Origin of the sequence: Streptomyces sp. NPDC005791, assembly GCF_042871485.1 — a bacterium.
Taxonomy (GTDB): Bacteria; Actinomycetota; Actinomycetes; order Streptomycetales; family Streptomycetaceae; genus Streptomyces.
The window spans coordinates 452,824-476,256 of sequence record NZ_JBIAIP010000002.1; the positions used below are offsets into that span (position 1 = coordinate 452,824).

19 protein-coding genes and 1 pseudogene are annotated in these 23,433 nt (G+C 71.8%); 5 read left to right on the top strand and 15 right to left on the bottom strand.

All coding sequences use genetic code 11. The annotated features are described in order from the left end of the window. Positions 1 to 10 precede the first annotated feature (10 nt). The 5 genes from ACFYSH_RS06360 to ACFYSH_RS06380 all read right to left on the bottom strand — a co-directional run bounded on the left by ACFYSH_RS06360 (position 11) and on the right by ACFYSH_RS06380 (position 5,571). A complete protein-coding gene (locus ACFYSH_RS06360; RefSeq protein WP_388751128.1) occupies positions 11 to 280 on the bottom strand; it encodes an acyl carrier protein in 270 nt (89 codons plus the stop codon). Positions 281 to 366: 86 nt separating this feature from the next. Next, entirely contained in the window at positions 367 to 1,581 is a 1,215-nt protein-coding gene (locus tag ACFYSH_RS06365; protein WP_388751130.1) for a ketosynthase chain-length factor, read from the bottom strand. Further along, complete coding sequence (locus ACFYSH_RS06370) at positions 1,578 to 2,843, bottom strand: beta-ketoacyl-[acyl-carrier-protein] synthase family protein (protein ID WP_359472693.1); 1,266 nt, start codon at positions 2,841 to 2,843, stop codon at positions 1,578 to 1,580. Before ACFYSH_RS06370 ends, ACFYSH_RS06365 begins: the two co-directional genes overlap by 4 nt. Positions 2,844 to 3,108: 265 nt before the next feature. Beyond that, a complete protein-coding gene (locus ACFYSH_RS06375; RefSeq protein ID WP_388751132.1) occupies positions 3,109 to 4,698 on the bottom strand; it encodes an acyl-CoA carboxylase subunit beta in 1,590 nt (529 codons plus the stop codon). A gap of 78 nt (positions 4,699 to 4,776) precedes the next feature. Beyond that, positions 4,777 to 5,571, bottom strand: a complete 795-nt coding sequence (locus ACFYSH_RS06380) for a BTAD domain-containing putative transcriptional regulator (RefSeq protein ID WP_388751271.1) — start codon at positions 5,569 to 5,571, stop codon at positions 4,777 to 4,779. Positions 5,572 to 5,838: 267 nt separating this feature from the next. On the opposite strand from ACFYSH_RS06380, the gene ACFYSH_RS06385 reads away from it, so the two are divergent. The 4 genes from ACFYSH_RS06385 to ACFYSH_RS06400 all read left to right on the top strand — a co-directional run bounded on the left by ACFYSH_RS06385 (position 5,839) and on the right by ACFYSH_RS06400 (position 10,394). Beyond that, a complete protein-coding gene (locus ACFYSH_RS06385; protein WP_359472689.1) occupies positions 5,839 to 6,180 on the top strand; it encodes a hypothetical protein in 342 nt (113 codons plus the stop codon). Continuing rightward, positions 6,177 to 8,450, top strand: coding sequence for a TOMM precursor leader peptide-binding protein (locus tag ACFYSH_RS06390; RefSeq protein WP_388751135.1), 2,274 nt, complete (start codon positions 6,177 to 6,179; stop codon positions 8,448 to 8,450). Before ACFYSH_RS06385 ends, ACFYSH_RS06390 begins: the two co-directional genes overlap by 4 nt. An 89-nt stretch (positions 8,451 to 8,539) precedes the next feature. Further along, positions 8,540 to 9,751, top strand: a complete 1,212-nt coding sequence (locus ACFYSH_RS06395) for a histidine kinase (protein ID WP_359472684.1) — start codon at positions 8,540 to 8,542, stop codon at positions 9,749 to 9,751. Between the two features lie 28 nt (positions 9,752 to 9,779). Beyond that, positions 9,780 to 10,394 (top strand): response regulator transcription factor, encoded by a 615-nt coding sequence (locus tag ACFYSH_RS06400; RefSeq protein ID WP_359472792.1) that lies wholly within the window; start codon positions 9,780 to 9,782, stop codon positions 10,392 to 10,394. A gap of 135 nt (positions 10,395 to 10,529) precedes the next feature. On the opposite strand, the pseudogene ACFYSH_RS06405 reads toward ACFYSH_RS06400, so the two are convergent. The 10 genes and pseudogenes from ACFYSH_RS06405 to ACFYSH_RS06450 form a co-directional block, all read right to left on the bottom strand. Next, positions 10,530 to 11,123: pseudogene (locus ACFYSH_RS06405) on the bottom strand (4'-phosphopantetheinyl transferase family protein); the annotation flags it as partial. A 109-nt stretch (positions 11,124 to 11,232) separates the two neighbouring features. Beyond that, the gene (locus tag ACFYSH_RS06410; protein WP_359472682.1) at positions 11,233 to 12,483 is read right to left on the bottom strand and encodes an acyltransferase domain-containing protein; all 1,251 of its coding nucleotides are present in this window, start codon (positions 12,481 to 12,483) and stop codon (positions 11,233 to 11,235) included. 45 nt (positions 12,484 to 12,528) lie between these two features. Next, on the bottom strand, positions 12,529 to 14,259 hold the full coding sequence (locus ACFYSH_RS06415; RefSeq protein WP_388751138.1) for an acyl-CoA dehydrogenase: 1,731 nt from the start codon (positions 14,257 to 14,259) through the stop codon (positions 12,529 to 12,531). Beyond that, positions 14,256 to 16,001 carry a fatty acyl-AMP ligase gene (locus ACFYSH_RS06420; protein ID WP_359472677.1) on the bottom strand — a complete coding sequence of 582 codons (1,746 nt, stop codon included), beginning with the start codon at positions 15,999 to 16,001 and terminating at the stop codon, positions 14,256 to 14,258. Before ACFYSH_RS06420 ends, ACFYSH_RS06415 begins: the two co-directional genes overlap by 4 nt. A gap of 124 nt (positions 16,002 to 16,125) precedes the next feature. Continuing rightward, entirely contained in the window at positions 16,126 to 16,317 is a 192-nt protein-coding gene (locus ACFYSH_RS06425) for an acyl-CoA carboxylase subunit epsilon (protein WP_388751140.1), read from the bottom strand. A gap of 150 nt (positions 16,318 to 16,467) precedes the next feature. Next, the gene (locus tag ACFYSH_RS06430) at positions 16,468 to 17,100 is read right to left on the bottom strand and encodes a hypothetical protein (protein ID WP_359472673.1); all 633 of its coding nucleotides are present in this window, start codon (positions 17,098 to 17,100) and stop codon (positions 16,468 to 16,470) included. Continuing rightward, positions 17,084 to 18,073: an aromatase/cyclase gene (locus ACFYSH_RS06435; protein WP_388751142.1), complete on the bottom strand. Its 990-nt coding sequence runs from the start codon at positions 18,071 to 18,073 to the stop codon at positions 17,084 to 17,086. The genes ACFYSH_RS06430 and ACFYSH_RS06435 overlap by 17 nt, the downstream gene beginning before the upstream one ends. A gap of 91 nt (positions 18,074 to 18,164) precedes the next feature. After that, positions 18,165 to 19,199 carry a ketoacyl-ACP synthase III family protein gene (locus tag ACFYSH_RS06440; protein ID WP_359472669.1) on the bottom strand — a complete coding sequence of 345 codons (1,035 nt, stop codon included), beginning with the start codon at positions 19,197 to 19,199 and terminating at the stop codon, positions 18,165 to 18,167. A 24-nt stretch (positions 19,200 to 19,223) separates the two neighbouring features. Then, positions 19,224 to 20,843, bottom strand: coding sequence for a citramalate synthase (cimA, locus tag ACFYSH_RS06445; protein WP_388751144.1), 1,620 nt, complete (start codon positions 20,841 to 20,843; stop codon positions 19,224 to 19,226). A gap of 238 nt (positions 20,844 to 21,081) precedes the next feature. After that, complete coding sequence (locus tag ACFYSH_RS06450) at positions 21,082 to 22,125, bottom strand: CaiB/BaiF CoA transferase family protein (protein WP_388751146.1); 1,044 nt, start codon at positions 22,123 to 22,125, stop codon at positions 21,082 to 21,084. Between the two features lie 186 nt (positions 22,126 to 22,311). Between ACFYSH_RS06450 and ACFYSH_RS06455 the strand changes: the two genes are divergently transcribed. Next, complete coding sequence (locus ACFYSH_RS06455) at positions 22,312 to 23,433, top strand: epoxide hydrolase family protein (RefSeq protein ID WP_359472663.1); 1,122 nt, start codon at positions 22,312 to 22,314, stop codon at positions 23,431 to 23,433.

A 23,433-nucleotide genomic window follows, 5' to 3' on the forward strand; every position in this document is an offset into this window, starting at 1 on the left:
TGGGGCCGGCTCAGGCGGTGGGCGCCTGGCCGGAGTTGATGAGGGCGAGGAGGGCTCCCGGGGTCTCGGCGTCGACGACGGCGTCGTCGGGGATCTCGATGCCGTACTCGCGCTGGATCTGTCCGATGACCTGGAGCAGGGCGAGGGAGTCGTAGCCGAGCTCCATGAACGGGGTGTCGATGACGTCACCGTCGAGGTCGACGCCCTCCTCCTCGCCGGCGCTCTCACGCAGCATGCGGGTCAGGTCGGCCAGGGTCACTGTGGCGGTCGTGGTGCTCATGGTCGGTGCCGTCCTCTCGGTTGGGCGTATGGGTTGTCCGGGTCGTGCCTGTGGGGGTGTCTGTGGGCCCGGGGCCGGGTGGCTGTTCAGCCCGGGCGGCGGACGACGAGCGCCGCGTTGAAGCCGCCGTGGCCGCGGGCGAGGACGAGCGCGTTGCGCAGTCCGGCCTCGCGTGCCTCGGTCACCAGGTCGATGGTGTGGCCCGCGGCTGCGGCGCCGACGTTGGCGGTGGGCGGGATGACTCCGTCGCGCAGGGCGAGCAGTGCGGTTGCCGCGTCGAGGGCGGCGCCCCCGGCGAGCAGGCGTCCCGTCATGGTCTTGGGTGCGGTGACGGGGACCCCGTGCGCGCCGAAGAGGCCGGTGAGAGCTTCGGCCTCGGCCCGGTCGAGGTCGGGTACGCCGGCGGCGTCGGCGAAGACGACGTCGATGTCGGCGGCGGTGATCCCCGCGTCGGCGAGGGCGTTCTCGGCGGCCCTGCGCAGGCCGGGCGGCCGGCCGGTCCCGGGGGCCGGGTCGAGGGTGGCCGCGTATCCGGCGATCTCCCCGTAGACCGTGGCGGCACCGCGGGCACGGGCCGAGCCGGCGTCCTCGACGAGGAGGATCGCGCCGCCCTCACCGGGTACGTATCCGGCCGCCTCCTCGGAGAAGGGCAGATAGGCGCGGGCCGGGTCGTCGACGGTGCTCATCAGGCCGGAGGCGATCTGCGGCACCCAGCCCCAGGGGCAGATGGCCGCGTCGACGCCGCCGGAGATGACGGCCGGGAAGCCCTTGCGGATGTGGCGGCGTGCGTGACCGAGGGCGTCGATGCCGCCGGCCTGCTCGGTGAGCAGCACACCGCTGGGTCCGCGCAGCTTGTGCCGGATGGAGATCTGGCCGGTGTTGACGGCGTAGAACCAGGCGAAGGACTGGTAGGCGCTGACGTACTCCTTGCCCTTGCTCCAGAGGTTCTGCAGTTCCCGCTGGCCGAACTCGACGGCTCCGCCGGACGCGGCGGTCACCACGCCGATGCCGTACTCCGGCAGTTCGGTGGTGTCGATGCCGGCGTCGGCCAGGGCCCAGTCGGCCGCGGTCAGCGCGAGGCGCGTCATGTGGTCGGTCTGCGGCATGAGTCTGCTGGGGATGTGGTCCTCGGCGACGTAGTCGCCGACCTCCCCGGCGATGCGGGAGGGGTACTGCGTGGCGTCGAAGCGGGTGACCGGTCCGAGACCGGACTCGCCGGCCAGGGTGGCCTTCCAGTAGTCCTCGGTCCCCAGGCCGTTGGGGGCGGTGATGCCCAGGCCGGTCACCACTGCGGTGGTCATACGGTGCTCCTCTCCGGGCGGGCCAGCACCATGGCGCTCTGGAATCCGCCGAAGCCGCTGCCCACGCTGAGGACCACGTCGGTCTTCTTCTCGCGGGCGGTCAGCGGGATGTAGTCGAGGTCGAGCTCGGGGTCGGGCTCGTGGAGGTTCGCGGTGGGCGGCAGGACGCCGTGCTCCATCGCGAGGGCGCAGGCGGCGATCTCCAGGGAGCCGATGGCACCGAGCGAGTGCCCGATCATCGACTTGATGGAGCTGATCGGGGTGCGGTACGCGTGCTCCCCGAGGCTGCGCTTGAACGCGCCGGTCTCATGGCGGTCGTTCATCTTGGTGCCTGAGCCGTGGGCGTTGACGTAGTCGACGGTGTCCGGTGCGAGGCGGGCCTCGGCCAGGGCGACATCGATGGCCTCCGCCATCTCGAGGCCCTCCGGTCTGAGACCGGTCATGTGGTACGCGTTGCAGCGGGAGGCGAATCCCGCGATCTCCGCGTAGATGTGCGCGCCGCGCCGCCGCGCGCTCTCCAGCTCCTCGAGGACCAGGATCGCCGCGCCTTCGCCGAGGACGAGTCCGCTGCGGGTCCGGTCGAAGGGCCGGCAGGAACTCTCCGGGGTGTCGTTGCGGGGTGTGGTGGCGTGGATGGCGTCGAAGCAGGCCGAGGTGATCGGCGAGATCGGGGCCTCGGTGGCACCGGCGATCATGATGTCGGTGGTGCCCTCGCGGATGAGTTCCACCGCGTGGCCCAGCGAGTCGAGGCCGGAGGTGCATCCGGTGGAGACGACCGCCGCCGGGCCCTCCGCGCCTGCCGCCAGGCCGACTTCGGCGGCGATGGAGCTGGGTACGAAGTGCCGGTACAGCTCGGGTACGGCGTACTCGTGGTCGACGTTCCACTTGCGGCCGCCGTCGCTGACGACCGCGTACTCGCGTTCCAGGCTTGTGGTGCAGCCGACCGCGCTGCCCACCGCTGTGCCGATGCGGCCCGGGTCGAGGGCGGAGAGGTCGAGGCCGCTGTCGGCCAGGGCCTCCCGGGTGGAGACCACCGCGAACTGGGAGGCGCGGTCGAGTCTGCGGATCTCCTGGTGGGAGAGTCCGGCGGCCCGGGGGTCGAAGTCGCATTCGGCGGCGACCTGCGAACGGAACGGTGAGGGGTCGTAGAAGGAGATCCTCCTGGTGGCGGTGCGTCCCGCCGTGAGCAGGTTCCAGTACTCCTTGACACCGACCCCACCGGGGGCCACGACGCCCAGGCCGGTGATGGCGACTCTGCGCATGGTCTACCTGACCTTCGACGGGGCCGGGTGCGGTTCTGCGCACCTGCCGGTTGGCACTGTGGGGGTCACTGTCGATCCCTTCGTCCGTGTCGCTGCTGATCGTGAGGCGGTGGCGGCGGCCGGGGCGGTTCGGGTTGAGGACCTCCCCGGCCGGCCGGACCGGTCGGCCGCTCGTTCGTGGCGTGCCGCCGTTGCCGGTGGAGCCATGGAACGTCTGTGCCCTAGACCCGGACTCGCGTGTGCGTGGACCTGTCGAATCGCCCCACTATGTAGGGACATTCCCGTGCTTACGGGACGGCACTTCGGCGTGCTTGGAGCGCAGCATGGCCAGGGAACGGATGAGGATCCGACGGGTGTCACCCGGGTCGATCACGTCGTCCACGAGGCCTCGTTCAGCCGCGTAGTAGGGGTGCATCAGCTCGGTCCTGTACTCCTCGATGCGCTGCGCCCGCAGCGCGTCCGGGGCGTCGGACGCGGCGATCTCCCGGCGGAAGATGACGTTGGCGGCGCCCTCCGCCCCCATCACGGCGATCTCGTTCGTCGGCCAGGCGAAGGCCAGGTCGGCACCGATGGACCGGGAGTCCATGACGATGTACGCGCCGCCGTAGGCCTTGCGCAGGACCAGGGAGATGCGGGGCACGGTCGCGTTGCAGTACGCGTACAGGAGCTTGGCGCCGTGCCGGATGATGCCGTCGTGCTCCTGGTCGACGCCGGGCAGGAAGCCGGGTACGTCGACGAGGGTGACCAGCGGGATGTTGAAGGAGTCACACGTCGAGACGAAGCGGGCGGCCTTCTCGCTGGCATGGATGTCCAGGACCCCGGCCAGGGCCGCGGGCTGGTTGGCGACGATGCCCACCGGGTGGCCGTCCAGCCGGGCGAGCACGCACACGATGTTGGGCGCCCACGCCTCGTGGACCTCGAAGCTCTCCCCGTCGTCGACGATCTCCTCGATCACCGTGCGGATGTCGTAGCTGCGTCCCGGGTCGGCCGGCACCAGGTCCGCGAGGGCGTCGGTGCGCCGGTCGGCGGGGTCCTCGCAGGCCACCGCCGGGGGCATCTCACGGTTGTTGGACGGCAGCAGCGCGATGAGGAACCGTACGTCCTCCAGGCAGGTCGCCTCGTCGTCGTACGTGAAGTGGCTGACGCCCGAGACGCTCGCGTGCACATCGGCGCCGCCCAGGCCGTTGTGGGTGATCTTCTCGCCCGTCACCGCCTGTACGACGTCGGGTCCCGTGATGAACATCTGCGCCGATTCCCGGACCATGAAGACGTAGTCGGTCAGTGCCGGCGAGTAGGCGGCTCCCCCGGCGCACGGGCCGAGCATCACACTGATCTGCGGGATGACCCCGGAGGCCGCGACATTGCGGCGGAACATCCCGCCGTAACCCGCGAGCGCCGTCACACCCTCCTGGATACGGGCGCCGGCACCGTCGTTGAGGCTCACCAGCGGCGCACCGGCGGCCTCCGCGAGGTCCATCACCTTGTGCACCTTCGCGGCGTGCGCCTCACCCAGCGCGCCGGCGAAGACCCGGAAGTCGTGCGCGTAGGCGAACACCGTCCGGCCGTGGACCCGCCCCCAGCCGATCACCACGCCGTCACCGTGCGGTCTGCGCGCTTCGAGACCGAAGCCGGAGGCCCGGTGCCGGCGCAACGGCTCGATCTCGGTGAACGTGTCCTCGTCGAAGAGGAGTTCCAGCCGCTCGTGTGCGGTGAGCTTGTTCTTCTCGTGCTGCCGCCGGGTGGCTGCGGGGTCCGCCCCGCGGCTCACTTCCTCCTTGAGCCGACGCAGTTCGGCGGCGGAGCGTCGCAGGTCGGGTGCGGCCGGTGCGACCGTCAGTTCGTCGAGGATCGTCATCGGCCGAACGTAGGAACGCCGGCTAGAGACGTACTGGAGAGCTCCCGCGAGGACGTACCGGAGCGTCCCGTCAGGAGGTCAGCCGGAGGCCGGCACCGGGAGGTCGAGCGCCGGATCCGCGGAGAGAACAGCCTGGTGGAGGCGTTGCAGCCGGGCCGAGGGCTCCAGTCCGAGCTCGTCGACCAGCGTGAGGCGCAGCCGCTGGTACGCCTCGAGCGCACGCCAGGCTCCGCCCGAGCGGTGCAGTGCGGTCATCAGCTGGGCGCAGAAGTTCTCGTGCATCGGGTGCCTGGCGGCCAGGACCCGCAGTTCGGGCACGATCTCCGTGTGCCGGCCGATGACGAGGTCGGCGTCGATACGCCGCTCCAGGGCGGCCATCCGGTCCTCCTCCATACGGAGCACCTCGAGCTCCAGCACGGTGCCGATGCGTACGTCGACGAGTGCGGAGCCCTTCCACATCGTGAGGGCCCTGCCCAGCAGCTCGGAGGCGGCGTGGTGGTCTCCGGCCTCGTGCGCGGCCCGCCCGGAGGCGGTGAGCTGGCTGAACTCATGGGCGTCCACCTGGCCCGGCTGCACCTGGAGCAGGTAGCCGCCGTGCTGGGTGACCAGGACGTCCTTGGCCTGGCGGGCCGGGTCCCCGTCGATCGCGGCCGCGATCTTGCGGCGGAGCTGGAGTATGTAGGTCTGCAGGGTGGTGGCCGCGCTGCGCGGGATGTCCTCGCCCCAGATCTCCTCCATCAGCGTCGCCACGGGCACGATCCGGTCGGACTGCAGCGCGAGCAGTGCCAGGATCTGGCGCGGCTTGGCCGCGGTGGGCACGACGGACACCCCGTTCTCACGGGCTGCCAGCGGTCCCAGGACTTTGATCTCCATCATGGCCCCCTCCTCATTCGTGCGCTGTGCGGCCGGCCCGGTGGTGGACCGGCACGCGCTTGTGGAGTCTGGGCCGAGCCTGACACCTGCGATGTTCGAGCCCCAGTGAGGTGGTCACGAGGGAGCACATGAAAATGTCATGCCCCGGTGGTGAGCCTCGCACTGTGCTGTGCGGCGCGGCGGGACGCAGAATCCTGGCACTCGGGAAACGAGTGACCGGCACGAACGCATCCGGTCTCGTACGCACGGACTCTGAGGGGGAACTCCATGAGCACCACCCTGCACGTCTCCGCACCTGATGCCCCGGCCGGCACGGCCGCCCAGCCGCTCTCGTCCGATCACCGACTCGCCCTGCTGACGGCACGGGCCGGCCTCGAGCCCGAGCTGGCCCAGCGCTACACGAGCGACCCCGTCTCCGTGCTCGCCGAGTTCGGTCTGCCCGCGACGGAGCTGGTCTACGGGGACATACACAAGAACAGCACGCCCGGTGCCACGGGGCGGGGCCTGGTGATCGACCACCTGGACCGGCCGGGCACCGCCACGCTCTACGGGTGCTACAGCGGTATGGCACCCCTGCCCGGGGAAGAGGCCGGGGCGGCGCTTGCATGACCACGACCGGGGGGTCGGGCACCGAGCTGCCCGTGGGGTTCAAGAGGCATCTGCGGGTGGAGGCGATCGAGGGGGACGCCGTATACCTGCTGTCGGAACAGGGGACGACAGCCTTGCAGGGGCGTGAGGTCCAGGAGCTCGCGGCCCTGCTGGACGGCACCCGCACCCTGGCCGGGGTGCTGCGGGACGCGGCGGCGACGCTGCCGCCCGCCGCCGCGGCCCACATGATCGCGGAACTCGCCCGGGCCGATCTCATCGGTTACCACGACCCGGCCACCGACGCCTGCACGGAGGCGTACTGGGAGTACGCCGGCGTCGACGGTCCCAGCGCCTCCGCGTCGTTCCGCACGACGCCGGTGGAACTGGTGATCCTCGGGCGGGCCGACCCGCGGGCGGCCAGGGACGAGTGCCTGGCCGCCGGGCTGCGGCTGACCGGGCCGGACGACGGGGAGGCGGCAGCGCTCACCCTCGTCCTGTGCGACGACTACCTGGACCCCCGGCTGGCCGACGTGGACGCCCGGCACCGGGAATCGGGCCGGGCCTGGCTGCTGGCCAAGCCGAGCGGCGCGGAGACCTGGGTGGGGCCGGTGTTCGGGTCGGAGCAGGGGGCCTGCTGGGAGTGCCTGGCACACCGTCTGCGCGGCCACCGGGCCTCCCGGGCACCGGTTCTGCACGCCCTCGGGCTCGCGGGTACGGTCCCGGTCCCGGAGGCGTCGTTCGCCACCGTGCGGGCGCTCGGGCTGCACACGGCGGTGCTGGAGGCCACGAAGTGGGTGGCGGGCGTGCGGTACGAGGGCCAGCAGGCGGTGTGCACGCTGGACACCCGCACCCTGCACACCGGCCGGCATCCGGTGGCCCGCCGCCCGCAGTGCTCGACGTGCGGGGATCCGGGGCTCGTCCCCGAGCGGGTACGAAGACCGTTCGTACCGAGGTCAAGCCCGAAGATCCACACAGTGGGGGGCAATCACCGGTCGCAGAGCGCGGAAGCGGTGCTGGCCCGCTACCGGCACCTGGCCGGTCCGGTCACCGGCATCGTCTCCGGACTCCGCCCGGCGCCCGGCTCGCCCGAGGGCCTGAACCGGTACGTCGCGGGGCGCAACATGGCTCTCGGCGACAGCCGTTCACTGGCCGGACTGCGCGGTGGGCTCCGGGGCCAGAGCGGCGGCAAGGGAACGACGCCGCAGGAGGCCGAGGTGGGCGCGCTGTGCGAGGCGCTGGAACGTTACTGCGGAACCCGGCAGGGCGACGAGCCCACCGTGCGCGACACTCTGGCCGGGCTCGGGGAGGCGGCTCTGCACCCCAACTCCTGCCAGTTGTTCGCCGACCGGCAGTTCCGGGAGCGGGACCGCTGGAACGTCCGGCACTCCCGGTTCCAGCAGGTCCCGCCACCGTTCGACCCGCAGGAACCGGCCGACTGGACCCCGGTCTGGTCGCTCACCTCCGGCACCCAGCGGCTGCTCCCCACCTCCATGCTCTACTTCGGCCCCGGGCCGAACGGCGTACCGGCCGCCCCCTGGGCCGACTCCAACGGCAACGCGGCGGGCAGCAGCCCGGAGGACGCCGTCGTCCAGGGCTTCCTGGAGGTGGTGGAGCGCGACGCGGTCGCCCTGTGGTGGTACAACCGCACGCGGCAGCCGGCGGTGGACCTCGACGCGTTCGACGACCCGTGGCTGACCTCGACCCGGCAGGCGTACGCACGGTTGCACCGGGACATCTGGGTTCTCGATCTCACCGCGGATCTCGGCATCCCCGTGATGGCCGCACTGTCCCGGCGCACCGACCGCACGGCCGAGGGTATTTCCTTCGGTTTCGGGGCTCATTTCGATCCCCGGCTGGCCTTGCGCAGAGCGGTGACGGAGATGGCCCAACTCCTGCCGCCCGCGGAGGATTCCGGGGAATTCCTCACCGCCGACCGTGACCTCTGTTCCTGGTGGCGCGGTGCGACGGTGGAAAATCAGCCATACCTCAGCGCAGATCCAGCCGAAACCTCACGCACCCCCGGCTGTTACTCCTTCACCGCCCGAGGAGACCTGCGCGAAGACATCGATTTGGCCGAAAGTCTCGTACGGAGTCATGGAATGGAGATGCTCGTCCTCGACCAGACCCGGCCCGACGTGGGACTTCCCGTAACGAAGGTGATCATTCCGGGGATGCGGCACTTCTGGGCGCGATTCGCCCCGGGCCGCCTCTTCGACACGCCGGTGGAACTGGGACGCCTCGGACGCCCGGTCCCGTACGAACAAATCAACCCTGTACCGCTGTTCGTCTGAATCGTGCGCCTGCCGCGTCCGCTGGCTCACGGACGACAGGAAGACATAGCATGCGTCCGCCACTGTCGGTCCCTGGCGAGGAGGCGGCGATGCCAACCAAAGATGTCATTCCGTTCTCCCCACGTTCACAGGCGCCGGCCCCGCGGCTGGCACGCGCGATCATCGTGGTGGCTCTTGTCTGCTACGGCACCATGACGGTGCTCAACGTGGTGAGGACTCGTCCCGGAACAACCCAGCTCGTCGTCTGTGTCGGGCTGGTTCTGATGGTGTTCGGCGTGCAGTGGGCCATCTCCTCGCCGCAAGCCCGGCGTTGGCCGATCGGCTGGAAAGCGTTTGCACTGGGCGTGCAGACGGTGCTCACCTTCGCACCGCTCGTCTGGTTCGGCACCAACTGGGGCAGCATGGAAGGGCCACTCGCCGCCTCGCTGCTGCTCACGCTTCCGGCGCGCTGGGCCTGGCCCAGCTACGGACTGCTGATCGCCTTCATTCCGGTGTACAACCTGATGGCCGGGGCGACGATCGACCTGGTGCTCTACTTCACGATCGCCGGCATCCTCACCGGTCTCGTCATCTACGGCCTGACCCGTCTCACCGACCTCGTGCACGAGGTGCACGCCACCCGGGAGGAGCTGGCCCGGATGGCCGTGACACAGGAACGGCTGAGGTTCGCCCGGGATCTGCACGACCTGCTCGGCTACAGCCTCTCCGCCATCACGCTCAAGGGGGAACTGATCCACCGGCTGATCAGCAGCCGCCCGGACAAGGCCCGCGAGGAGACCGCCTCGGTGCTGCGGGTGGCCCGGCAGGCCCTGGCCGACGTACGACTGGTGTCCAGTGGGTACCGCGACATGTCGCTGTCGGAGGAGGCGGAGTCGGCGGGGGCCGTGCTCGCCGCCGCGGACATCCGGGCCGACGTCACGGTGGAGTGCGGGCGGCTGCATCCGGTCGTCGACACCGTGCTCGCCACCGCACTGCGCGAAGGAGTCACCAACATCCTTCGGCACAGCGGGGTCCGGATCTGCACCATCAGGGCCGAACTGGACGAAGAAACGGTCCGTCTCGAACTGACCAACGATCACCCGCACGAACACACCGACGTCTTCTCGGCACGGGCCGGCGGCGGAAGCGGACTGGACAACCTGCGGTGCCGGTTCGCCGCCATAGGCGGGGGGCTGACCGCGGGACTCCAGGGGGACGGCCGGTTCCATCTCGAGGTCTGGGCACCGAACAGGCCCCAGAACCACGACGACGAGCTGCTGGTGCTCGAGCCCGCACCCCCGGAGAGATCCGCTGTAGCCTGACTCATACATCATCTGACCGGGGGTAATGATGCTGTCTGTGAGAATCCTCCTCGCCGAGGATGTTCACATGATCCGTGGCGCGCTGGTGGCGCTGCTCCAGCTGGAGCCGGATCTGCATGTGGTCGCCGCCGTGGACCGCGGTGACACGATCGTGGCGACGGCTCTCGCGTCCAAACCGGACGTGGCGGTGATCGACATCGATCTCCCCGGCATCGACGGGCTGACGGCGGCAGCCGAGCTCCATGAGCAACTGCCCAGTTGCCGCACCCTGATCCTCACCAGCCTCGGGCGGCCCGGCACGCTGCGGCGCGCCCTGTCGGCCCATGTCTCCGGATTCCTCCTCAAGGACTCCCCGCCCGACCAACTCGCCCTGGCCGTGCGATCGGTGGCCACAGGTCGGCGGGTCGTCGATCCGCAGCTCGCGCTGACCGCCTGGGACTCACCGGAGAACCCGCTCTCCCCCCGGGAGCTGGAGGTGCTACGGCTCGCCGCCCGCGGCGCCGACGCCGCCGAGATCGCCGGCTGCCTCTACCTGTCCAACGGAACGGTCCGCAACTACCTCACGGCGATCGTCGGCAAGCTCGGCGCCCGCAATCGCATCGACGCGGTCCGCATCGCCGAAGAGGCCGGCTGGCTGCCGTGACCTCGGCGGGGACGTGCCGGCCGGGCCCGGCGCCCCCATCAGCGCGTCGAGCATGCCGGCGTCCAGGGTGGTCCCCACCGACAGGTCCGACAGTTCGCCGAAGCCGGTGTCGCACACCGCCACGCTGACGACGTACCCCTCGCCCGCCGGGCAGGTGACGAACTGCCACTCACCACCGGGCACAGGCGAGCCGTCCGGCCGCACCAGCCGGGTGCTCCCGCCGTCCAGGGCGAAGCCGAATTCGGTGAACCGGAAGCGCAGGCCCTGTCCCAGGGCCTTGCTGTACGCCTCCTTGAGCGTCCAGAGACGCACCATGGTGTCGTTGCGCGCCTCCTCACCCCCGGCGTCCAGCCGCTCCTTCTCGTACGGGGTGCACGCCTGGCGCTCGGAACCGGTGTGGGCGAGCCGCCGGTCGGCGCGCTCCACGTCGACGCCGATGCGGCCCCGCCGGGTGATGCCGACGACCATCATCTCCTCGGTGTGGCTGAGGCTGACGTCGATCTGGTCGCAGCCGCGCACGTAGGGGCGCCCGCCGGGCTGGTACGCCAGGTCCACCAGGTCCGGGGCGGTCCGCAGGGCGACAGCCGCGGCCTGCCGCAGAAACAGCCGGGAGGCCACGAACCGGTCCCGCAGGCGTGGCTGGGTGAGGGTTTCGTACCTGCGCCAGTCCCGGCCCAGCCGGCGGCGCAGCTCCGCCTCCGTACCGTCCCGCGGCAGCCAGGCGGGCATCGTCGCGTACAGCACGACGCTGCCGGCGAGGAGCAGTTCCTCGTGGAGTCCGTCCCAGGGCCCGTCGGGACCTTCGGCACGCAGCAGGCGTCCCACCCGCTCCCTCACCTCAGGCTCCGGAGAGGGCCGCGGCGAGCGGCCCGGCGTCGAGAGCGGAGATCACCCCTGCCAGGTCCACGGCGTCGCTCGCCGGCCCCTGGCACACGGGCAGGCAGACGGGACCGCGCAGGCCGCCGCCCATCCGCCGCAGATACGGGGTGAGCACGGCCCGCGGGCCGATCTCGACGACGTGTGTGGGCGCCTGCTGCGCGAGCAGGCCGCGCGCCGCGTCGGCGAACCGGACGGGCGCGGAGATCTGCTCGGTCCAGTACGGCGCGTACAGCGGCTCGGTGGTGAGCCGGCCGTGGACCGTCGAGTAGAACGGCACTCGGGCTGCTCCGCCGGGCATCCGCCGGACGATCGCCTCGAACTTGGCCACCACGGGAGCCATCAGCGGCGAGTGGAAGGCGTGCGACACGGCCAGGTGCCGGCAGCGGATCCCGCGGTCGGCGAGCCGGGCCTCGATCCGCTCCAGCGCGACACGGTCGCCGGAGAGCACGATCGCCTTCGCCGCGTTGATGGCGCTGATGCCCACCTCGGGTTCGGCGGCGACGAGTTCGGCGGCCTCGTACGGCGTGACGCAGGTGGCCATCATTCCGCCGCCGGGTGGCAGGTACTGCATGAAGGCCCCCCGCATCGACACCAGCTTCGCGGCGTCGGCCAGGGTGAGCGCCCCGGCGACGGTGGCGGCCGCGAACTCCCCGATGCCGTGACCGAGGACGGCCACCGGGCGCACCCCGGCCTCCTCCAGGGTCCGGGCCAGCGCGTACTCGACGGCGAACAGGGCGGGCTGGGTCAGCGCGGTGCGGTGGACGGCCGGGTCGTCGGCGAGGATCAGCTTCACGACGGACTGCTTGGTCCACGGCATGATCGCGGCGTCCGCCTCGTCGAGGAAGGCGCGGTAGCCGGTGGAGTTCAGGTAGAGGCCGGACGTCATCCCGGGGTGCTGGGAGCCCTGGCCGGTGAAGACGAACGCGGCACGGACCTTGCTGCCGCCCTGGTTCACGTCCCGCATCGCCAGGAAGTCCGCGAGCTGCCGCAGGGTGGGGTACGCCCAGATGTCCTCGGGCTCGATCAGCGAGCCGAACTCCTCCTCGATGTCGCCGTAGAGGCTGAGGCCGGCCACCGAGTCGAGGCCCTCCTCCGCGAGGGAGGTGGTGTCGTCCACCGGCCGGCCGAGGTAGTGGGCGACCCGTTCCGTGAGCCATTCACGGTGGGCCACGGCGAAGTCGTCCTGCGCGCGGGGGGGCTGGTCCTGCATGGGGGTACTCCCTGTTCGGCTGTGGGGCGGGGCCCGGGGTGGTGGTCAGGCGAGCGGCGAGCTGTAGAGGTCGTAGCTGCGGCGGTTGTGCAACCGCGCCATGGCCTCGTCCAGCACCAGCCGTTCGCAGTCGTCCGGACGGTCGGGCAACGGGAGCCCCAGCCGTCTGACGAGCCGGTACAGCACCGCGGTGGCCCAGGCGGGATCCGCCAGGAAGGAGTCGACGCGCCCGGGCGGGGCGTGCCGCTGCTCGCGCCACACCCCGAGCGACGCGGCTCCCGCGAGGACCAGGGTGTAGCGGTCGGCGAGGCCGAAGCTGTACGGGCTGGACAGCGCCTCCCGGTCGCCCTCGGGCATCTTCTCGAACGCCTTCTTCAGCTCGACGAGCTCCCCCGTGAGCGCCCTGGCCAGAAAGCGCAGCGGCGAACCCTCCCTCTCCTCGCCCGGGCCCCCGGCGGACTCGAGCAGGTCGGTGCAGGCGACCAGGGTGGCGGCGAGCGGGTCGCCGTCCCCGAGCAGTGCGGGCTGGGACAGGTCCAGCGGTGGAAGGGGATCGTGCGGGCGGAACAGCCCGGGAGGCGGCTCCGGATCGGCGAACCAGGCGTGCCGGGCGAAGTACGGCAGCTGGGGGAGGATGCTGACCTGCCGTCCGGCGCTGCCCGCGTGGCCCAGCGAGGTCACGGGCAGATCCCGCCGCTGCTTCTGGAACATGCCGTACGCGCCGTCCTGGGCGAACGTCTCCTCACCCAGGACCGAGGACATCTCGTCCATGCTCTCGGCCACCAGTTTGGGTGCCAGATAGGCGGCGGCCGCCGCGTAGGCGCTCATCTGACGGGGCAGCAGGTGCAGCGCCCTGGTCGCGACCAGGGCGAGGCAGTCGATGACCAGCAGGTCGAGGAACCCGCCGGTGATCACATCGCGTACGTGCTGCACGTCCAGGGACGAACGGCCGTCGGCCCGCGTGCGGCCGGCGAACCGGGCGACGGTGCGCAGCGCGGTGTCCGCCCCGGCCAGCACGATGGACGGGATCAGCCCCCGGATGAGCAGCGAGGAGCGCAGTGACAGTTCGTATCCGTCGCCGACGGCGCCGAGCACCGCATCCCTGGGTACGGGGCAGTCGGTGATCCGCAGTCCACCGAACTCCGCGCTGCGCATCCCCGTCGTGGTCCGCCGGGCCAGGTCCTCGACCCGGCCGGCGGGCAGCTCGTCGCGGTCGAGGAGCAGGACGGTGTGGCTGCGGCCGCGCGCCGCTCCCTCCGTGCGGGCGAAGATGACCAGGCCGGTGGCTCGGGAGGCGTTGGCGATGGCGGACTTGCTGCCGTCGAGGACCATCCCGCCGGGGACGGGACGTGCGGTGAACTCGTCGCGCACGAAGTCGTTGCCGTGCGCGACCTCGTGCCGGGCGACGGCCACGCGCCGGCCGTCCAGGAGCAGCCGGGCGGCGTGCCTTCGCTGCTCCGGGTCGCCCGCGGTCCAGACCGGGGCGGTGGCGAAGAAGCAGTTGAGTCCGTAGCCGAAGCCGAGCGAGGCGTCGCGCCGGAACACGGGCCTCAGGAGGCGGCCGAGCATGTCCATACGCTCCAGCCGGCCGCCCACGTCCGCGGGGACGAACTCGGCGTTGAGGTCGAACGCGTCCAGCACCCGCTCCGCCTCGGGAAGCACTCGGCCCGCCGCGTCGGCGGCGAGCAGGCCGACGGTGCCGAGCGGGTTGGATGTGTCGTCGAGGGGCCCGAACGCCAGCTCCAGGGCGTCGATCCGCTCTTCGGTGGTGGTCATCGCTGCCTCCCGGTGGCGAGCAGTTCCTCGATCTCCGGCTCGATCCGCTGGTGCAGCGGGGTCAGTTCGCCGCGCAGGAAAAGCCGTCGCATGGCGGCCCGCTCCACCTTGCCGCTCGTCGTCCGGCGTACGGTTCCGGGGCGCACGAGCAGCACTCCGGAGGTCCGGATCTCGTACTCCTCGCTCAGCCGTCTCTGGACGGCGGTCGCGAGAGCCGCCAGGTCGATGTCGTACCGGCTGCGTGCGCGCAGTTCCTGTACGACGACGACGCGTTCGCGGTCGCCGGGCACCGCGAACGCGGTGGCGGCGCCGAAGAGCCCGCTGACCTGCTGGACCGTGCGTTCCAGGTCCTGCGGATAGAGATTGCGCCCGGCGACGACGATCATGTCCTTGAGCCGGCCGGTGACGTGGAGGAGTCCCTCGCTCAGTGCGCCGAGGTCACCCGTACGGAGATAGCCGCCGTCACCTCCCTCGATCCGGCAGTCGAAAGCCGCCGCGGTCTCGGCGGGGCGGGCCCAGTAGCCGGGGCCGACGCTCTCGCTGCGGACCCATATCTCGCCGATCCGGCCGTCCGGCAGCGCACGGCGGGTCTCCGGGTCGACGATGCGCAGCTCCGCGGAGGCGGCGAGCCCGCAGTGCGCGAGGATCCGGCTCCGTCCGGCGGGGGCGGCGAGCAGTCCGGCCTCGAGGGCTGCGGCGTCGACGGTGCGGGTGGCCGCGGCCGGCGCGGTGGGCGTACCGGAGACGAGGAGGGTCGCCTCGGCGAGCCCGTAGCAGGCTGTGAGCGCTCCCGGCCTCAGTCCTGCCGGGGCGAAGCGCTCGGCGAACTCCGAGAGGACGGCGGGGGTGACGGGTTCACCTCCGTTGACGGCGACCTCCCAGTGCGACAGGTCCAGGGCCGCGAGCTGGGAGTCGTTGATCCGGCGCACGCAGAGCTCGTACGCGAAGTCCGGCGCCCCGCTGACGGTCAGCCCGTAGCGCGACACGGTCTCCAGCCAGTGCGCGGGGCGTTTCACGAACGAGCCCGGGGTCATGAGCACGGCGGTGCCCCCGAGCCACAGGGCGTGCAGCAGCTGGCCGACGAGCCCCATGTCGTGATGGAGCGGCAGCCAGCCGCCCATCCGGATCCCCGGCCGGGTGCCGAGCGCGTCGGCGATGGCGCGCTGGTTGGCCAGCAGACTCCGGTGGGTGACGACCACGCCCCGCGGATCGCGGGTGGACCCCGAGGTGTACTGCAGATAGGCGACCGTGTCCGGGGTGGCCGCGAAGGGTTCCCAGGACCCGTCGGCCGTGGACGCCGCCGGTCCGTCGGCCAGGAGGCAGACGACGTCGCCGTGCCCGGTGCGCGCGAGCAGCTGGGAGACCTCCGCCGCCTCGGAGGTGGAGGTGAGGACGCACGCGGCGGCGGAGTCCTTGACGATGCCCGCGATCCGGTCGTCGTGGTGGCCGCGGCCCCCGGGCGGGGCGACGGGGACGGCGACCGCTCCCGCGTACAGACAGGCCAGGAAGCCGGTGACGAACAGCGCGCGGGAGCGGTGCGCGAGCAGCACCCGCTCCCCCGGCGCCACGTGGCGGCGCAGCGCGGCGGCCAGCGTGCGCGCCGCACGGTCCAGCTCCCCGTAGCCGACGGTCCGCGGGCGCAGTTCCCCGTCCCGCTCGGTGAGGAGGACGAGGGCCTCCCGGTCCGGCGTGCCGGCGGCCTGGGCCTGGATGTGTGCCGTAAAAGTCTGGTGACCGTTCACGCCTCCCCCTCCCGTGTCGTGGCGCCGTCCGACGGGACGGTCCACGGCTGGCTCTGCTGTCGGCGGGGCGGGGGGCCCGTGAGGGCTTCCCGGTCCCGCCCTCGGATGTACGGCGAAGTCCGTTTCACGGTGCGGTCCAGGTGACCGCGGGCCGGTGGCCGCCACGCTTGACGGTCCATCCCGCGTAGGCCGTCCTGGTCTCCTCGTCCGGTTCCCCGGAACGCCGGACCAGGGCGAGCAGCACGGCGGTGACCGCCGCCAGCTCCGCCTCGTCCGGCCGGCCGCGGACCACCGTGATACGCATCGGATTCGCCATGGCTCCAGAGTGCTCGCACCTGCTCGAAGCGGGCTCGTGCCCGGGACGTGCCGGAGCCGAGGACGGGATCCTGTCCGGCTCATGGCCAGGGATGCCATGGGGGGACGGGGCCCGCGGCCCTCGGCTCCGGTGACGCAGGTCGGGGTGGTGTCAGATCAGGACGCGTTCGTAGGCCACGTGACGGGTGCGCTCCACGACGATGTCCGCGGTCCGCCGCATCCGCGCGGTGAGCGCGGCATGCCCGCCGTCGGCCAGGGCACGTTCGCAGTCCTCGGCCTCCTGCCACCAGTACAGACCGGTGTACGTGTCGGGACGGAGGGTGGACCGCAGCAGATCGCTGCCGCCGAAGCCGCCGAGCCGCGCGAAGTGCTCGCCCGACTCGGCGAAGTACCGCTCGAACACCGCCCGGTCACCGAAGACCCGCGCCCGGGTGAGGAGCACGTTCGCCGCGCCGACCACCGCGTCCGCCCTCAGCACCCGCGCCACGCTGACGGCTTGGTCCACCTCGGTGTCGACGAGCGGGCCCAGCTGTCTGACGTGGGCCTGGAAGGTGTCGTCGTGGACGGTGTCCAGGAAGCCTCTCGTGGTCCGCCAGTGCCCGAGGTGCACGTAGACCTCGGGGCGCTCGACGAGTTGGACGGTGACGAGGAAGTCGAAGTCCTCGCGTCTGCGCAGGAACTGGGAGTGGTCCCTGAACTCACGCTCGAACCGCTCGGTGTCGCCCTTGACCTCGAACCGGTTGACCACCGTGAGAGGGGTGTCCGGGCTACGGCTGTTGTGCACGCGCTTCCTCCGCGAACTGCTTGGCATGACGCAAAGTGGTGGAACTGTTCGTCCCGAGGCTCCTGCGCACCAGGGCGCGGGCCTCGGCGAGGGTGGCTTCGGGGCCGAGGGCGGTCCGTACGCCCTCCGGGTCCAGGGTCACGGTGTGCCACGAGGTGGCCCTGACGGTGCCGTCCCCCAGCGACTCGATCACCCAGCGGCCCGTGTGCCCGGCCATGGCGACCGGTACCCGGAGCTGTTTGTAGACGATGACGTCGCGGTCCTCGAAGCAGACCCGGACCGAGGTGGTGTTGTGTGTCGAGCCGTCCGGGCTGCGGGTGTCCATGTCCATGTGCTGGATACCCGGCTCGTCCTCCGTGAGGTCGAGCCGCGCCACGTGCGGCAGCCGCTCGGGCCAGAGGTCGGCACGCTCCAGGAAGGCGTAGACGTCGCCGGCGGCACCGAAGACGGTCTCGGAGTCGCTGAAGGTGAAGTGGAGTTCCTCGCGGGCGTCGCCCTGCTCGGCCGTGTTCTTGAGGGCGAGGAGCTCGGCACGGCTGTTGGTGTCGACGGCACGCTCGATGAGCTCCTCGGCGGCCGGGTCGCCGTCCACGGCCCGGTAGTCGTGGAGGAGCGTGACCCGGGTGGTGCCGTCCTCGAGCTCCTGGATCCGCCACTCGCCTCCCATCGCGGCGACCGGCGCGGCGGTGACTACCTGCCGGAAGGTGATGGTGCGGGCGGCCGGGTCCAGGAAGCGGCGGGAGGTCCAGGTGCGGACCTTGTCGCCGGCGACGGCCCAGATGCGCAGGAGCTGGTCACCGCCGTCGGCGGGGGCCTCCTCCAGTACCTCGACGTGCACGGTGGGACCGAACACCTGGGGCCACCCGGTGACATCGGCCACGAGTGCGTAGACGGCGGCGGCGGAGGCGGCCACGGTGACGGAGTGCTCAGTGACGTGGAGTGCTTCGGTCTCGGACGTAGCGGTCGGCGCCACGGCAAACCTACCCTTCGAACAGTCCGCAGCAGGGCGGATCACAAGGCTGACATGAAGTGCTCGAGCGGAACTGGAGAAACGGTGGACCCGGCTAAGCGGCGGCCCAGTCGGGTTGTTCGAGAACGTCGACGACGGCACACCCCCAGCTGTAACCGGCGCCCACGCTGACCAGGACGATCCGGTCGCCGGGGCGGGCCCGGCCGGAAACGGTCAGATGGTCCAGGCCCGCGAACTGGTCGCCGGCGCCGAGGTGCCCGACGGTCCGGTTCCAGTCCCACGTGGTGCGGGCGGGGTCGATGCCGAACGGCTTGTGGTAGATGGCGTCCAGCCGGCGGCGGCCGAAGTGCGGCAGCACCACCCAGTCGGCGTCGGCGAGATCGGAACCGGCGTCGGCAAGGGCCTCCTTGATCACCGTCTGCTGGCCGTTGTGCGACCGGGTGATGGCGTAGGAGATGCCGACCCGGCCGACGAAGGCACGTTTGGCCGCCTCGAAGTCGACGGGCATCCGGTGGCCGAACGGGGCCGTGGTGAACGGGTCGTCGCCGCGGTGCAGCGGCTCCAGCTCCGGGTCGGCGTGCAGGGCGAGTGAGACCAGCCGGGCGAAACCGCCCCGCCGGGAGAGGACGAGTGCGGTGGCACCGTCCGCGTAGGGGGTACCGGGGTCGGTGTTCCAGCGGTCGATGCCCGGGGCGCAGAAGCGGTCGGCGGTGGTGAGCAGTGCGTCGCTGTGCCCGTGGCCGGCCGTGAGGTAGGCGGTGGCCAGGTCGAGTGCGGCGAGCCCGCCGTTGGACATCTGCCGGATCTCGACGGCCTGGCAGGTGTTGCCGAGCGCCTCACGCTGGATGTAGGAGGCGACCGGCCACAGGTCCTGGCCCTGGTGGTAGGTGTCCGCGTGCAGCAGCAGATCGACGTCACCGCCGTGGGTGCCGGCCCGCTCCAGCGCGGTCCGGGCCGCGGCGGCGGCCATCTCCGCGGCCGACTCGTGGGGCGAGTGGGCCACGGACTCCATGCCGGTGGACGCTGCCACCCGGGGTGGGCAGGCCCCGGACGCGACGGCGTCGGCGACCGGGATGCGGGAGGGGAGCCGGGTGGAGGTCCCTCTTATGTAGACGTCTTCCAGACGCACTGTCACTCCAGGAGAGGTCGGGGCTCAGCCCGTGGCGGCCAGGGTCGGGGCGTCCGCGACCCGGCCGGGCGGCCCGTCGAGCAGGACGTAGTGGACGGCGTCCAGGAGCGCCTGCCAGCTGGCCGCGGTCGTGTTGCCGTCCACGCCGACGGTGCCCCAGCGGCGCTCCCCGTCCCGGTAGGAGATGAGCACCCGGGCGGCGGCGCCGCTGCCGGTCTCTCCGCTGAGGACCCGCACCCGGTAGTCGACCAGTTCGAGTCGGGCCAGGGCCGGGAAGCAGGGGTCCAGGGCTGTGTGCAGTGCGGTGTCCAGCGCGTTGACGGGGCCGTTGCCGTGGCCGGTCGCGGTGACGCCGCGGCCCTGGACCGTCAGCCGCACGGTGGCCTCGGTGCGGACCTCGCCGCTGGGTACGCCGAAGACGCCGACGGACCACGACTCCACCTCGAACGGGCGGGTGCCCGGGCCCCCTTCGAGTTCCTCGCGCAGCAGCAGCGCGAAGGAGGCGTCGGCGGACTCGAAGCTGTATCCGCGGTTCTCCAGCTCCTTCACCCGGGTCGCCGCGCGGGCCACCTCCTCGGAGCCCGCTTCGATGTCGTAACCCAGTTCGCGGGCCTTGAGCTCGATCGAGGAGCGGCCGCCCATGTCGGAGACGAGGGTGCGCATCGTGTTGCCGACCAGCTCGGGGGTGGTGTGCTGGTAGAGGTCGGGATCGACCCGCAGCGCGGAGGCGTGCAGTCCCGCCTTGTGGGTGAAGGCCGAGCCGCCGATGTAGGGCGCGGCACCGCTCACGGGCACCTGGGTCAGCTCGGTGACGGCCCGGCCGGTGGCGGCCAGCCCCCGCAGTCTCTCCAGCGGGACGACCTCCCGGCCGCGCTTGAGCACGAGGTTGGCGATCACGGTGAACAGGTCGGCGTTGCCGCACCGTTCGCCGTAGCCGTGGGCGGTGCCCTGGGCCTGGACGACTCCGGCGTCGATCGCGGCCATGGTGTTGGCGACGGCGCATCCGGTGTCGTTGTGGCAGTGGACGCCGAGCTGTACGCCGGTCAGGGCGAGGGTCTCGGTGACGACGGCGCGCACCTCGTCGGGCAGGGAGCCTCCGTTGGTGTCGCACAGGACGACGGTCTCGGCACCGGCCTCGGCTGCGGCGCGTACGACCGCGAGCGCGTACTCGCGGTTGAGGTGGTATCCGTCGAAGTAGTGCTCGGCGTCGACGAAGACCCGCCGGCCGGCGTGCACCAGGTGCCGCACCGTGCCGCTGATCATCGAGAGGTTCTCGGCGAGCGTCGTGCGCAGGGCGTTGCGCACATGCCCGGTGTGGCTCTTGGCGACGAGAGTCACCACCGGGGTCTCGGCCTCCAGCAGAGCGCGTACCTGCGGGTCGAGGGAGGCGGAGACGCCGGGCCTCCGGGTGGCGCCGAAGGCGGCGAGCCGGGCGTTCTTGAGGTCGAGTTCGGTGCGGGCGCGGCGGAAGAACTCGGTGTCCTTGGGTACGGCACCCGGCCAGCCGCCCTCGATGAATCCGACGCCGAGGTCGTCGAGGCGGCGTGCGACGGCGAGCTTGTCCTCCACCGTCAGCACCATGCCCTCCTGCTGGGTGCCGTCGCGCAGGGTCGTGTCGTACAGCTGGAAGCTCTGCTCAGCCATCACCGCTCCCTCTGTCTGGTGTGTGCCGGCCGGCCGGGTCGTCCGTCGGCGGTGGCCGGCTTCTCCGGCTGTGGTCCCCAGGGTCGGGCGGGCGCACGGAGGACCACTGGAGCCCAGGTCGACCCCCGCTGTGGCCGTGCGGACGGCACAGCGGGGCGCGGGAAAGCGGCGGCTCCGGACACGGCGTGATGCCGTTCGGAGCCGCCGCTCGGAGACGGAAGCGGTGCTGAGGCGGGTCTCAGGAGGCCGGTTGCCGGTGGAGTACCGCCGGAGTGCGGCTGAACCGTGGTGCGGGGGCGGCGGGAGCGCTGCCCCGGGCCCGCTGGTGCGGGTGCTGCGCGGCTTCGTCGACGCGCAGTACGGGGGTGACGCAGGCCTCCGTACCCTCGAAGCGGCGGGCCCAGGTGTCCCGGTCGTGGCGCAGGAACCGGTCGGCGAACACCCGCCGCAGAGCGGGCCAGTCGTCCGGGTCCGACCGGTCCGGGAGCAACGCGGGGTCGAGTCCCAGGACGTCCAGGAGGGCTGCGTAGAAGCGGTCCTCCAGGGCGCCGACGGCGACGTGACCGCCGTCGGCACAGGCGTAGCAGGTGTAGAACGGCGCACCGCCGTCGAGCAGGTTCACACCCCGCTCGTGGCGCCACTGCCGAACGTCCGCCATCGCGACGACCATGCCCAGCAGGCTGTTCACACCGTCCACGATCGAGACGTCGACGATCTGGCCGCGCCCGGAGGTCCGGCGCTCGTGCAGAGCCGCGAGCACACCCGTGACCAGGTACATCGCCCCGCCGCCGAAGTCGCCCAGCAGGTTCACCGGGGGTACGGGAGGCCCGCCCGCCTGGCCGGTCGCGTACAACGCACCGGTCAGAGCGAGGTAGTTGATGTCGTGGCCCGGAGTGAGTGCGAGCGGTCCGTCCTGTCCCCAGCCCGTCATCCGGGCGTAGACGAGCCGGGGATTGCGCCGCATGCAGGGCTCGGGACCGATGCCCAGCCGCTCGGCGACCTGGGGTCGGAACCCCTCGACGAGCACATCGGCGCCTTCCACGCGCCGCAGCAGCTCCTCGGTGCCGGCCGGGTCCTTGAGGTCGAGGGCGACCGTCCTCCTGCCCCGGTCGAGTTCCCGGTGCCAGTCGGCGAAGGACCGCCGGCCGTCCGCCCGTTCGACCCTCAGCACGTCGGCGCCCAGGTCGGCGAACATCATGCAGGCGAAGGGGACGGGCCCGATCGCCGAGAGCTCGACCACCTTGAGGCCCTGCAGCGGTCCGGCCGCGGTGGATGGGGTCATCGCTGCTCCTCCTGGTCACCGGTCGGTGGGCTCGAAGGGTGGGGATCCCGGCTCGCGTACGGCAGGAGGCGGAGCGGAGCGGCTGCGGCGGCCGGCGGGTTCCAGCCCCCCTCGAGGAACGGTCCGTAGCGTCCCGGCGCACGGCGTCACCCGCACCGGCCCCGCACAGCCTGGAGGAAACCCCGCATGAGTACGGCACTCACGCCCTTCCGCGTCGCGTTTCCCGAGGCGGACCTCGACGACCTCAGGGACCGTCTTGCCCGCACCCGGTGGCCCGAGGCCGAGACGGTGGACGACTGGTCGCAGGGCGTCCCGCTGGACTACGTGCGCGACCTGGCCGAACGCTGGCGCACCACGTACGACTGGCGTGCCACCGAGGCACGGCTGAACGCCCTCCCGCAGTACCGGACCGAGATCGACGGCCTGGGCGTCCACTTCCTGCACGTGCGCTCACCGCATCCGCGGGCGGTACCCCTTCTGCTCAGCCACGGCTGGCCCGGCTCGGTCGTGGAGTTCCTGGAGCTGATCGGACCGCTGACCGACCCGGAGGACCCGGCCGACGCCTTCCACGTGGTCTGTCCCTCCCTGCCGGGGTACGCGTTCAGCGACAAGCCCGCCGCCACCGGATGGACGCTCGAACGCACGGCCGCGGCCTGGGCGGAGCTGATGGCCCGCCTCGGCTACGAGCGGTACGCGGCGCACGGCGTGGACTGGGGCTCGTTCCTCACCGGTGCGCTGGGCACCTCCGACGCACGGCACCTGATGGGCATCCACCTGGTGATGCCGTTCGCCCGGCCGCCCCAGGAGCAGGTGGAGCTCGACGCCCGCGACCTGGCGGGGCTGGCCGCGCTCAAGGAGTTCCAGCAGAACGAGGGCGGGTACTCGGCCGTCCAGTCCACCCGTCCCCAGACCCTCGGTTACGGGCTCACCGACTCCCCCGTGGCCCAGCTGGCCTGGATGGTGGAGAAGTACTGGGCCTGGAGCGACCACGACGGGGACCTGGAGAAGGTGATCCCCGCCGATCGCCTGCTGGACGCCGTCACGCTGGCCTGGCTGGCGGGGACCGGCGCCTCCTCCTCGCGGATCTACTGGGAGAGCCACAACAAGATGGCGCTCGACCGGGTGGACGTCCCCACGGCCTGCTCGGTCTTCCCCCGTGACGCGCGGATGCCGCGCGCCTGGTGCGAGCACCGGTTCACCGATCTGCGCCGGTGGACCGACCACGAGCGCGGCGGCCACTTCCCCGCGCTGGAGCAGCCGGAGCTGCTCGTGGACGAGCTGCGTTCCTTCTTCCGGCCGTTGCGCTGA